Source organism: Saccharopolyspora sp. NPDC045941 (genome assembly GCF_056431445.1).
The window spans coordinates 1-13,030 of sequence record NZ_JBWKKU010000075.1; the positions used below are offsets into that span (position 1 = coordinate 1).

7 protein-coding genes are annotated in these 13,030 nt (G+C 68.3%); all 7 read right to left on the minus strand.

From position 1 onward, the window contains the following. Positions 1 to 2,956: non-ribosomal peptide synthetase (locus tag AC07FN_RS38805; RefSeq protein WP_478400139.1), on the minus strand; the 2,956-nt coding region annotated here is incomplete at its 3' end. Further along, positions 2,935 to 7,611, minus strand: coding sequence for an amino acid adenylation domain-containing protein (locus AC07FN_RS38810; RefSeq protein ID WP_478400140.1), 4,677 nt, complete (start codon positions 7,609 to 7,611; stop codon positions 2,935 to 2,937). The genes AC07FN_RS38805 and AC07FN_RS38810, both read right to left, overlap by 22 nt. A gap of 58 nt (positions 7,612 to 7,669) precedes the next feature. After that, positions 7,670 to 8,875 (minus strand): cytochrome P450, encoded by a 1,206-nt coding sequence (locus AC07FN_RS38815; RefSeq protein ID WP_478400141.1) that lies wholly within the window; start codon positions 8,873 to 8,875, stop codon positions 7,670 to 7,672. A gap of 44 nt (positions 8,876 to 8,919) precedes the next feature. Beyond that, complete coding sequence (locus tag AC07FN_RS38820; protein WP_478400142.1) at positions 8,920 to 9,390, minus strand: hypothetical protein; 471 nt, start codon at positions 9,388 to 9,390, stop codon at positions 8,920 to 8,922. Positions 9,391 to 9,612: 222 nt separating this feature from the next. After that, the gene (locus AC07FN_RS38825; RefSeq protein ID WP_478400143.1) at positions 9,613 to 9,966 is read right to left on the minus strand and encodes a helix-turn-helix domain-containing protein; all 354 of its coding nucleotides are present in this window, start codon (positions 9,964 to 9,966) and stop codon (positions 9,613 to 9,615) included. 138 nt (positions 9,967 to 10,104) lie between these two features. Then, positions 10,105 to 11,778, minus strand: coding sequence for a glycoside hydrolase family 3 protein (locus AC07FN_RS38830; protein ID WP_478400144.1), 1,674 nt, complete (start codon positions 11,776 to 11,778; stop codon positions 10,105 to 10,107). 283 nt (positions 11,779 to 12,061) lie between these two features. Next, positions 12,062 to 12,841: a hypothetical protein gene (locus AC07FN_RS38835; RefSeq protein WP_478400145.1), complete on the minus strand. Its 780-nt coding sequence runs from the start codon at positions 12,839 to 12,841 to the stop codon at positions 12,062 to 12,064. Positions 12,842 to 13,030 lie beyond the last annotated feature (189 nt).

The following is a 13,030-nucleotide window of genomic DNA, read 5'->3' on the forward strand; positions in this document are numbered from 1 at the left end:
CCAAAACCTCAGCGAACACACCACACAGAACTTCCTCAACAAAATTCCCCGGCCCCCGCGACACAACCCGCCCCGAAAACCCAGGAACCGGAAGAGCCCCACGATCCAACTTCCCATTCACCGTCACCGGCAACTCATCCAACACCACCACAACAGCCGGGACCATGAACTCCGGCAACCTCACACGAACAAAATCCCGAACCCCACCGACATCCAACCCCCCACCCGAACTGGGCACCACATACCCAACCAAACGCCTATCCCCCGGCACATCCTCACGCACCACCACCGCCGCCTGCCCCACCCCAGGACACCCGGCCAACACACCCTCCACCTCACCCAACTCAACCCGAAAACCCCGAACCTTCACCTGATCATCAACACGCCCCACAAACTCCAAAACACCATCACAACTCCACCGCACCAAATCCCCAGTCCGATACATCCGCGAACCCACACCACCAAACGGATCCGCCACAAACCGCTCCGCAGTCAACCCCGCACGACCCCAATACCCCCGCGCCAAACCCACACCCGCCACATACAACTCCCCCACCACACCCACCGGAACCACACCCAAAAAACCATCCAACACATACACCCGCATATTGCGCATGGCCCGGCCGATCGGAACCGTGTTCCCGATCGAATCGGCGGTCCTCACCTCGCGGTAGGCGCAGAACGTGGTTGTTTCCGTGGGCCCGTAGACGTGCACGAACCTGGTGTTGGGGCAGGTTTCGACGGCGCGCCGGAATGCCTGCGTCGACACCACTTCCCCGCCCGTCCACACCTCCCGCAGCGCCGAAACCAGTTCGATGCGCTCGCCGACGAGGTGGTTGAAGAGAGCCGTGGTCAAGAAGGCGTGCGTCACCCGGTTCCGCGTGATGGTCGAATGCCACGCGTCGAGATCGACCGCTTCCCCGGGGGCCAACACGAGCCGTGCGCCACGGAGCAGCGGAACCCAGATCTCGTAGGTCGACGCGTCGAAGGCCAGCGGCGAGTGCACCAGCACCCGCGCGTCCGCATAGTTGTCGAACGCGCGGTCCCCGGTCAGCTCGACCACGTCCTCGTGCGTCGCCACAACGCCTTTGGGGGTTCCCGAGGAACCGGAGGTGAAGATGACGTAAGCCGCTTGCCCGGGGTGCAGTGCGCCTCCGCGCTCCGCATCGGTGAGCTCGGCCGTCGGCTGCGCGGCGAGCCGCTGCTGCACCTCCGCCGAGTCGAGCACGACGATCGGCGTGCCGCCGTCCTCGACGCCAGGCCGGGTGGCCGCGGTCGTCAGCATCAGCACAGGCGCGGCATCGCGCAGTATCGACCGGACCCGTTCGGCGGGATTGCCCGGATCGATCGGCAGGTACGCCCCACCGGCCTTCAGCACGGCCAGGACGGCGACCACCGCTTCGACCGAGCGGGGTAGCACCAGGCCCACCACCCGTTCCGGGCCGACCCCCGACGCCACCAGGTGGCGTGCGAGCTGGTTCGACCGGGCGTCGAGTTCCGCGTAGGTCAGTTCCGCCTCGCCGGACACGACCGCGATCGCCTCGGGCCGGAGAGCCACCTGCCGGCCGAACAACTCCGGCACGACCGCCGACGGGGTCACCACTGCCGGGGCGTTCAAGCCCAGCAGGCGTTCCCGCTCGACGTCGCCGACCAGGTCGACGTTGCCCACGGGGCAGTCCGGGTTCGCGCACAACGCTTCCAGGAGGCGGCCCAAGCGCCCGAGCAACTGCTCCACAGTGGACTGTCCGAATACGTCCGAACGGTAATCCAGCCGGAGGACGATCTTCTCGCCGGGGAAGACGATCAGGCTGAGTGGGTAGTGCGAACCATCGTGACCGGCGATGCCGGCGGCCCGCAGCTCGCTTCCGGCCGGCGTGATGCCCGCCGTGTCCAGCGGATAGTTCTCGACGACGACCAGGGAGTCGAAGAGCTTTCCGTGCCCGCTCAACCGGCCCGCGTCCGTGAGGCTGAGGTGCTGGTGGTTAACCAGGGCGGCCTGCTCGTCGCGGAAGCGCCGAAGCGCGTCAGCCAGGGGTTCGTGCGGATCGAGCCGGACCCGGACGGGCACCGTGTTGATGAACAACCCCACCATCGATTCCACGCCGGGCAGTTGAGGCGGCCGCCCGGCCACGGTGGTGCCGAACACGACGTCGGAGCGGCCGGTCAACGACCGGAGCAGGATCGCCCAGGCGCCCTGGACCAGGGTGCCGGTGGTCAGCTCCCGGCGGCGGCCGAGAGCGCGAAGGTCCGCGGTCAGTTCCGCGGGCAGTTCGAGGGTCGCCTGTGCGCGCCGGCCCGGTCCGGCCGGGCCCGCTGTCGGCGCGAGCAAGGTCGGCTCGGACAGCCCGGCCAGGGCGCGTCGCCACGCGTCCTCCGCGGCCTGCCGGCCCTGCCCGGCGAGCCAGGCCAGGTACTCCCGGTACGGCGTGACCCGCGGCAGCTCGCTGTCGTCACCACCGCGCTGGTAGAGCTGGAACAGCTCGCGAAACAAGACCGGATACGACCAGCCGTCCAGCAGGATGTGGTGGTTGGTCAGCACCAGCAGGTGCCGCTGCGGTTCGAGCCGGATCAGACCGAACCGGAGCAGCGGGGGGTCGAACAGGTCGAAGCCGGCCTCCCGCTGCTCAAGCAGCAGGCGCTCGCGCTCGGCGCGCTGCTCGTCCACGGTGCGGCCGCGGAGGTCGAACTCCGCCCACGGCAAGGTCACCGAGCGGGGGACGACCTGGACCGGGCTGTCCACCCCCTCGAACCAGAAGGCGGCACTCAGGTTCGGGTGGCGTCGCAAGATCGCCTCCGCGGCACCGCGCAGCTCGGCGGCGCGCAGCGGTCCATCGAGCTCCAGGACGACCTGGACGACGTACTCGTCCGGGCCGCTGCCCTGGTGCAGGGCGTGGAATAGCAGACCTTCCTGGAGCGGGGACAGCGGCAACACGTCTACGAATCCGGGCTGCTCCATCGTGATCTCCTCCACGCTGACTCGAGCTGGTCGATCTGCTGCTGGGTGAGGTTGACCAGCCCGAAATCGGACGGCGTGTGGCCGCCCGCGCCGGGTTGGTCGGTTGCTGTCGTGACGCCGCGAAGCACCTCGAACCAGATCTCCGCGAGCGCCGTGAGCTGGTCCCGGTCGAGTGGCGGCTGCCAGGACCAGGTCGCGACCAGCTGCGGCCGCCCGGCGGTGGACAGCACCGCCGCGTTGAGGTCCAGCAGGTGGACCGGGGGCATTCCCGGCCCGGCGGCAGTAGCAACCCTCAGGGGTTGGCCCGCACCGTCCGCGAGCGGTGCCCACGCGGTGTCCCCGTCGGCGTCATCTGCGGCGGAGAACCGGCCCAGGTAGTTGAACCCGATCTCGGGACTGGGCAGACCCGCGAGTTCCTCGGCCGTCTCCGGGTTGAGGTAGCGCAGCAGCCCGTAGCCCACGCCGTGGTCGGGCACCGCACGGATCTCTTCCTTCAGGTGTTGGATGGTGCGCCGTAGTTCCGGCCCGCCACGCCGAACGTCCTCGCGTTCCAGGGGGCCAGGGGTGAGGCGCACCGGGTGCAGCGTGGTGAACCAGCCGACCGTGCCCGACAAGTCCACGCCATCGGCGAGTTCTTGGTGCCGCCCGTGGCCTTCGACATCGACCACCACTGCCCGGCCCGACCACCCCAGCCGCCGTCGCCATTGCGCAACGGCGGTTCCCAGCGCGGCGAGCAGCACCTCGTGGGTGTCCGCGTGGTAGACGGCGGGCACCCGCCTCAGCAGCGGCTCAGTGTCCGCCACCGGCAACCGCAGCGTCAGCTCGCCGGAGCCCTGATGCCCGGCTGCTCCCCCGCTCTTGGGCACGGCGTCTGCCAGCGTCCGCTTCCAGTGGTCCAGCTCGGCGATTCGGTCCGGACTTCGCGCTTCTGCGGCAAGAATTCGCGTCCAGCGGCGCAGCGACGTGCCGCGCGACGGCAGCGACGGGGTTCGCCCAGCCGCTATCGCCTGCCACGCGGTGGCCAGATCCGCCAGCAAGATCCGCCAGGACACCCCGTCGACGGCCAGGTGGTGGATCACCAGCAGCAATCGGCCCGCCCCTCCGGCTCCGGCATCGAAGAACACGGCTTGCCACACCGTTCCGGACCTCGGGTCCAGACGAGCCTGTGCAGCGGCGAAGTACTCGTCCGCGGCCGCGTTCAACTGGTCGCCGGAAAGACCGCGCACGTCCACCTGCGTCACGCGGTCCGCCACGGGCGACGACCCGACGGGCGCTACTCGCAAGCCCTGCTCGGCACCGTCGTCCACGTACAAGCGCAACGCGCCGTGCCGCTCCACCAGCGCTTCCAAGGCGGCCACCAAGTCCGGGCGGTCGATCCCCGTCGGCAAGGCCACCACCATCGCCTGGCACAGCCCGTCGAACTGCTCGCCCAAACCCCGGAACCAATCCACGATCGGCGTCGAGCCGAGGGCGCCCACGTCGTCGTCCTCGACCGGCTCGGCATCCGCGTGCACGCCGGCTGCGGACGCGATGCCGGCCACGGTCCGGTGCACCAGCACGTCTTGCGGGGTGAAGGTGATGCCGGCGGCCTGTGCCCGGCTGACCAGCTGGATGGCGGAGATGCTGTCCCCGCCGAGGTCGAAGAAGCTGTCGTCGATCCCCACGTCCGGGACGCCGAGCAGATGGTCGAAGAACTCGCACAACGCTTCCTGGACCTGGGTTCGCGGCGGGCGGGACGACGCGGCACGCGTGAACTCCGGCGCAGGCAAGGCCCGGCGGTCCAGTTTGCCGTTCGCCGTCAGCGGTAGTGCGTCCATGGGCACGATCGCCGCCGGCACCAGGTGATCCGGCACGCGGCCGCCCAGGAACTCGCGCACCTCGCGAACGTCCAGCTCCGCGGACGGCGCGGGAACCACGTACCCGACGAGGCGTTTGTCCCCCGGCCGATCCTCGCGGGCGGCGACCGCAGCGCGGGCGATGCCCGGATGCTCGGTCAGGACGTTCTCGATTTCGCCAGGCTCGATCCGGAAACCTCGCACCTTGACCTGGTCGTCGACCCGGCCGACGTACTCCAGCCGGCCACGGTCGTTCCACCGCACCAGGTCTCCGGTGCGGTACAACCGATCGCCGGCACCCGCCGACACGCTCCCCGCCACCGGGTTCTCAGCCGGGCCGAAGGGATTGGCCACGAAGCGTTCCGCCGTCAGCCCCGCCCGGCGCCAATAGCCGCGCGCCACCCCGAGCCCGCCGACGTACAACTCCCCGACCACGCCGGGGGGAACCAACGCCAGCCTGTCGTCCAGCACGTAGACCTGGGTGTTGGCGACCGGACCACCGATTCCACCGCCGTCCGCGTCCGACCCGCACCAGCCCGCCGTTGCGTACACGGTCGCCTCGGTCGGCCCGTAGGCGTTCATCACCCGGCATCCCGGGAACGCCGCCTCCAGCGCGGCCACCACCCCCGTCGGCAGCGCTTCCCCCGCGCACACGACGACACCCGAGAACCCGGAATCCCGCACCGCTGCGGCCACCTGGCCCAGCACCGACGGAACGCCGCTGATCGCGCTCGGAGCCGGCCCCGCGGACAACCGCTCCGCCAGCGCCGAGCCGTCCCGCACCACTTCGACGCAGCCCCCGCAGGCCAAGGGGGCAAGCAGTTCGAACACCGATACGTCGAAGCTCAACGACGTGGACGCGAGCACCCGGCCGAGCCGCTCCCCCAGGGCGCGAACCGCCCAGGACACCAGGTTCACCGCACTGGTCTGGGACACCACCACGCCCTTCGGGACGCCGGTCGAACCCGAGGTGTAGATGACGTAGGCGGGATGCGAACCTCGCAGCGACGACCGGCGGTCGTCGTCGCCGAGCTCGGAGCTCGGCTTCTCGGCGAGCGCGCGGCGCACGTGCCGGTCGTCCAGCATCACGATGTCGACGGGCAGTTGCGCGACGCGCCCGGCGGTGTCCGTTGTGGCCAGCAGCAGGACGGGGTTCGCGTCGGCGAGCATGAATTCGACGCGATGGGCGGGATAGGTGGGGTCGACCGGCAGGTAAGCACCGCCGGCCTTCAGCACCGCAAGCATCGCGATGACCATGTCCGCCGTGCGCGGCAGCAACAATCCGACCACTCGCTCGGGCCCAACGCCCAGCTCGACCAGGTGGCGAGCGAGCTGATTCGCCCGCGCGTGCAGCTCCGCGTAGGTGAGGCTCTTCCCACCGCACACCAACGCGACCTCGTCCGGACTGCGCGCCACTTGGTCGTCCAGCAGCTCTGGCACCACCGAGGAAGTCAGCTCGGCCGCTGCGCCGTTCCACTCCCCCAGCAGCTTGTTCCGCTCCGCGGCGGACAGCACGTCCAATTCACCGACTTCGGCGTCCAAGTCGCCGGCCAGCACGTCCAGCAGGGCGAGGATTCGATCCTGATGGGTGCCCAGGGCATCGCTGCTGTAGCGGTCCGCGTTCCCGTTGAAGTCGACCCGGACAGCACCACCGTCGGGGCGGTCGTAGGCCATGATGGACAGATCGTCGACCAGCCCGTTGGACAAGTTGTGCAGCCGCGCGGCGCACTGCCCGAAGCTCAGGTCGAAGTCGAACGGCATCACGTTCACCTCGGGGCCCATGAGGTGGCGCATGCCGGTCGTCAGGTTGAGATCGCGAGCCAGCTGCTCCGCGCGATAACGCTGGTGCGCCAAGGCCCCGCGAACCTCCCGCGAGGCCTGCCGGAGGAGCTCGTGCACCGTGGTCCCACCATCGACCTTCACCCGCAGCGGAACCACGTTCGCCAGCGTGCCCGGGTTGCGGCGCAGCGTTGCGTTCTTGCGGGCAGCCACTGCGAAACCGACCGCGATGTCCTCCTCCCCGGTGAGCCGGTGGAGGTACACCGCGGTCGCCGCGAGCAGCATGACCGACCAGTGCGTGCGGGCGGCTCGGGCAGCCGCCTTGATCCGGTCCGCGGCTGCGGCCGGCACATGGCTGGTGTGCCGAAGGAAGCTCCGCGGCAGATCCTCCGTCATGGCGGAAATCCGTGCCACGTTGGGCCGGTCGGCGAACCTCTCCAGCCAGTACTTCCGATCCCGTTCGAATTCCCCGGAGTTCCGGTACTCGGCGTCTTCCGCCACCAGTTCCCGCAGTGACGAGAACGGCGCGGGCTCCGCGGGCAGACCTTGCACGCTCGTCGTGTAAAGATGCGCTGCGCGTTGCGAGATCAGGATGCTGCCCGCACCGTCGGTGACCAGGTGGTGGTAGCCCTGGTACCAGTAGAAGCGGTCCGACGCCAGCTTGAGCAGGGCGTACGAGAACAGCCGGTCGCGGGTCAGGTCCATCGGGACGGCGAGGTCTTCGTACATCCAGCGCTCCGCCGCCGCACCCGGATCGGGTTCGGTGCTGAAGTCGAGCACGGGGAAGTCCCAGTCGGGGACGGGGTTCACGGTCTGGTGCGCAACGCCGCCCACCTCGTGGACGCGGCAGTGCAGCACATCCACCTCGGCGACGGTCTTGCGGACCGCGGCTTCGAACTCGGCGCCGTCGATCGCCCCGTCGATCTCGACGTACTGGCCCACGCGGAAGTGCAGGCTATCCGGGTTGAACCGCTGCGCCAGCCAGATCTCCCGTTGGGCGTCCGACAACGGGAAAGCGGAGTCGGCAGCCAGTTGGTCCATGATCCCACCCATCGACACGCCCCTTGCGCCTCAGGACACGGCGACCGCGGTCCCCGCATCACCACTCGACCGGGAGCCGGGACACCCCGTACACGGGCATCTCGGTGCAGATTTCGAGTTCGTCCACCGGAACGGCGAGCCGCAGGGCGGGGAACTCCCGGAAGATCCCGGCATAGCTCGTGCGCAGGATGTTCCGAGCGAGGTGTTGGCCAAGGCATTGGTGCACGCCGTAGCCGAACGCGAGGTGCCCGGCCGACGAGTTGTCGATGTCCAGTGCGGCCGGGCGCTCGACGTGCTCGGGGTCGCGGTTGGCCGCCGGCAGGGCTATGGACACCGAGTCACCGGCCTTGATGGTTTCGCCGCCGAGCTCGACGTCCCGCAGCGCGGTGCGGATAGGTCCGACGTGGGTGACGCTGAGGTAGCGCAGCAGTTCGTCGACGGCCTTGTCGAGCTGGGCCGGGTTGGAAAGCGCCCGAGCCCGCTGGTCGGGGTGTTCCAGCAACGCGAGCGTTCCGAGGGCCAGCATGTTCGCCGTTGATTCGTACCCCGCGGTCAGCAGCACCATCCCGACGGTGGCGATCTCCTCGTCGGGCAACTCGCCCGAAGCCGCCAGGTGCCCGAGGACGTCACCGCTGGTCCCGGCCCGCTTCTTCGCGTCGACGAACTCCTGGAACTGGGTGTGGATCGCCTGGGTCGCTGCCCCGACGTCGGCGGCCTCGGCGTGCTGGTCGAACAGGACTGAGACGCGCCGCACGAAGCGGTCGTGCTCGTCCTCGGGGACGCCCAGGATCTCGGAGACCACGTTCAGCGGCACGAGTTTCGCGAAGTCCCGCACCAGGTCGGCGGGTGGGCCCCCGCGGGCCATCGCGTGCAGGCGTTCGTCGACGATCCGCTGGATCGTCTCGGTCAGCGAATCCATCCGGCGCACCGCGAAATGACCGGCTAGCAACCGGCGGTACCTGGTGTGCTCCGGCGGGTCCATGCGGTGGAACACGCCCGGCGGGATGTCCTTGCGCGCCTGCTCTGCCTCGGCGGGCAGCTCGACGGGGATGCGGGCGAGATCGGCGCGGCTGCTGAAGCGGCTGTCGGCGAGTACCGCGCGGGCCAACGAGTAGCTCGTCACCAACCAACCCAGGTGGCCGTCCCCGTAGACCATCCGTCCGATGGGCTTCCGATCCCGCAGCGACTCCAGTTCCACGGGCAGTTCGAAGATCCGGTCGCGTTCGGTCGGAATACCGACGGGAACACCGATGGTGTCGGACAATTCAGGCTCCTTCCCGAGTTTTCGTCGCGCTGGCGCGAGCCGACTCACCGAACCGCACCACGCGCCGCCGCGGCGCTACCGCGGGTTCGCCGCTCTGGGGTGCTCCTGGTGACGGCGCGGCGGAAACGCCGGCGCGGCCAGCATCCGCAGGCGGCTGTGATCCGGCGGATCGAGTTCGAGCAGCGAAATGTGGAGGTCGACGGGGGCCGCGGTGGGTCACCGTAGGACTCGTCGCTCTTGCGCACCCCGAACCGCCGATCTCTCAACACTTCGTCGCACAAGTCGTGGGTCGTGCAAGTCAGCAACCCGAGCTTGCGGCGGACCAGCGGCCCCTGCGCGCGCATGCCCGCGTAGAGCGGGTACGGGTTGTCCCGCCACGGAAAGTGCGGCAAGCGGGCGAACGGATCGCCTCCCCTGGCGAACAGCCAGGCAACCGCCCCTTGGGCGAACAAGCGCGCGCGAAGGCCGACTTCGGCGAACAGATGCTGATCAGCCCGAGAATGCTGACCGGACATCGGCGCACCTCCGTGACTGCCGACGCAAACGCGACAGCGTCCGGCACGCCGCGTAGCCCTCATGCGCAACCTCACCATGGCCCGCTGAACACCACCCGCCACGCCGCAAGCCACGCTTTGCCATGCACGCCAACAAAATTTGATCATTGTGGGACAGGCTTCAGACGCTATTGCCGACCCATTCGAACAACAAGACGTGCGGCCACAAGCTGTCATGCGCGGTCAGTCGCATGCCGCCGGACGATCTCGTTGGCAAACAACTGCCATTCGCCTGGACAGCGACCATTCGCAGGCCACCGGAAACGCCATGGGGAGCTGCGGGCAGCAATCCGACCTCGGCGGCCGCATCCCGGCTTGGAAACGCGATTTGGCCCCCGGAGGGCACCCGCACCTCCCCGGCCGCCGCTGCGGGGCAGAAGAGCGGCGGAGGAACCCCGCCGCTCCTTCCTCCCGGAACCGCTGGACGTCCTTGTAGAACACCGTGCGCGAGATCTTGTGCTCAGCACAGAACCTCGACACGTTGATCTTGTCCCCGCCAGCCACCGCGGCCACCGCCGCGACCAGGTCTGGATCCATCGAAAACCCTGTTCCGCCCACCACTGATGATCACAGACAGCAGGCCAGCCAGTGTTCACGAGGTCCTGAGACACAAACTGTTCACGAGGTCCTGAGCGAGGACACCCGGTAAGCACCGGATTCGTCACTCACGAGCCCTCACCAGCCCAAACCGTGGCCGAACGGGTACTCGTACTGGTTCGGGTCCACCGGCACCGGCACCGGCAGCTTGCCGACCGGGGCGATCTCACCGAACAACACCTGCGTCAACGACTCCATCGCCACCGCCTTGTCCGAATAAGTGGCGACCCAGGCAGGAAGCTCGACGCGGGCCGCGTCGTAGGGATCCCGAACCGCGACGGCCACGACCGGCTTGCCGGTCTGCTGCAAGGCGCGCACCAGGTCGAGCTGCGACGCGTTGTCGTCATTCCACGCCGCGTTGGTCAGCACGACCGTGACGTCGTTGCGCTTGGCCTGCTCGGCAGCCTGGCTGATCTGCTCCTGCGTCGGGTCCCGACCGGTGGCCAGCGCCGAGGTCTGCGGCCCGCGCGCCTTGATCCGCTCCGCCAACGCAGCAGTGGCCTTGTCACCGGCACCGGTCACGAACACCGTCCCCGGCGGCTTCAGCGGCAGCAGCATTCCTTCGTTGCGCACCAGGGTCGTGGTGCGATCCGTGATGGTCTGCGCTGCTTCCAGGTTCTTCACGGTTCCGACGACGTCGTCCACATTAGACACAGCAACGAACGGGTCCGCCAGCACACCCCGACCGGCCTTCAACGCCAGGACGCGCTCCACGCTCTGGTCGATGCGCTGCTCGCTGAGCCGGCCGGTGACCACCGCGTTGATCACACCGTCGATGGCGACCGGCAGGCTCTTGGGCATCAGCAGCAGATCGGCACCGGCCTGCAGGGCGAGCACCGGGATCTCGGCGTCCGGGTGCTCTTTCCGGACCCCGTCCATCTGCAGCGAGTCGGTGACGATCACTCCCTCGAAGCCCAGCTCCTCGCGCAACAACCCGGTGAGCACCTTCGGTGACAGCGTCGACGGCTCGCCCGAGTCGTCGAGCTTGGGCACCACGATGTGCGCGCTCATCACCATATCGGTCCCGGCGGCGATCGCCTCCTTGAACGGCGGCGCGTCCAGCTGCTCCCACTGCTGCCGGTCGTGCTTGATCACCGGCAGCGAGGTGTGGCTGTCCTGTTTGGTGTCGCCGTGCCCGGGGAAGTGCTTGACCGACGCCGACACCGACTCGTCGGGCGGTTCCGAGTCCTGGTACCCGCGGATCTGCGCGGCGGTCAGCTCCGCGGCCAAGGATGGATCGGAGGAGAACGAACGCACCCCGATCACCGGGTTCGCCGGGTTGACGTTGACGTCGCCGCTCGGCGCGAAGTTCTGGTTCACCCCCATCGCCCGCAGTTCCCGCCCGGTGATCGCGGCCGCGCGTTCAGCGTCCTCGACGCTACGCCCGGCGCCGAGCGCCATACTCCCGGGGAACTGTGTGGCGGGCTCCAGGATGCGGGTGACAAGGCCCTGCTCCTGGTCGGTGCAGATCAGCAGCGGCACCTTCGCCCCGGAGGATACCGCGGCAGTCTGCAAGCCGTTGGACAGCTCGGCGATCTGCCGCGGGGCGTGCAGGTTTTCGGTCCGGGTGAAGTAGATGATGCCGCCCAGGTGGTACCTTCGAACCACCTGCGCCGGGGTGTCGACGCTGAACTCCTCCTGGTTCTTGGGATGCGCGGTGTCGGCAGTGCCCCCGTACGCGTAGGTGACGAACAGGTGGCCCACCTTCTCTTCCAGCGTCATCTCCTCGACCAGCTGTTCATCCTTCAACATTGGGGCTTCCCTTCGAACAACGCAGTGCCTGGAAGACATCAGATATTCGATTTGGTGAACACTGCACGGAGGCGGCAGCAGAAGCCGTGTTGGACAACGAGTTGCTCGTCGCGGTGGTCTCCAGCACCTCCGCGCGCGTCATCTTGGTACCCCCCGTCGGCCCTCAACTTGTTGGCCTCGCAGCAGATTCCGAACAAGAGGAGGACCGCGCATACTCAGGGTCGCGCGAAGGTGCTTACACAGCAAGGGGAACATTCGTGCGCCGCGAGCTGTCCGAACGCCGCTACCACTGGTAGAGGTGCTGTCCCCAGTCGTCGTGCCAGCTGGTGCCGTAGTACGCCCAGGTGTCGGAGTCCAACAGGACCACGTGCCCACCCCAGTAGACCGATTCCTTGAGCTGGAAAACCGCCCACCAGCCGGTGTTGGGCTGCAGCGTGGTACTCGTGCGCACCGCCTTCTCCTGGAACCAGCTCCACATATTCCTGGCCCGCAGGGGCCTTCTGCCTGGTGTGCATCGGGCGTGGATGTGCGGGTTCGCCACCGACAACTCGCCGTACCCGGCACGGATGAACGCGTTCGAAAGGAAGTGTGCGCAGTTGTTGGCGTAGACGGTGTTGTCCCCGCCCGCACATCCGTCCTCGTAGTACGCACCCACCGCGGAAAGCGGCGCATTCGCCTGCGGGGCGGGTCTGTGCAATGTCGACGGATCCCCGCGCACGGGCGTTCCCGGCAACTCCACTGCCAGAGGGGCAGCGACGAACTCCATGGCCACCTCGGGTGGTGCGGTGACCTCCCCGACCGTGAACGGGCTGATGCGGAACGCGCGCACACCGGGACGCACCCAAGCCCGGACCCGTTGGGCGTCGATGTCCTCGCGCTCGACGACATCCGATTTCGCCACGGAGTACACGACGTTCGGGGACTGCACGATCACCAGGTTCCCCGGAATGTTCTTGTCCTCGGCGACGTACCCCTCGAACATCACTGTAGAACTGCGCCTCTCGGCCAGGTCGAGGAGCGACATGAAGTCTTCGAGGTGCTCCTTCGCGAGTGCCTTCGCCATGATCGACCTCCGGAATTCCGAATGGGTGTTTCCTGGACCAACGGCAACGTTCCTCTGCCCCGCCGTACGCGGGGAAGACCGTCTCCCGCATCACCAGCCCATGCTGGGATTCAGCATCCGTGCGGTCGGAGGCGGCAGCCAGAGGCCTACGTACCTGTTTCCCATCCTGCGGGCACCCCGCTGTCCCGC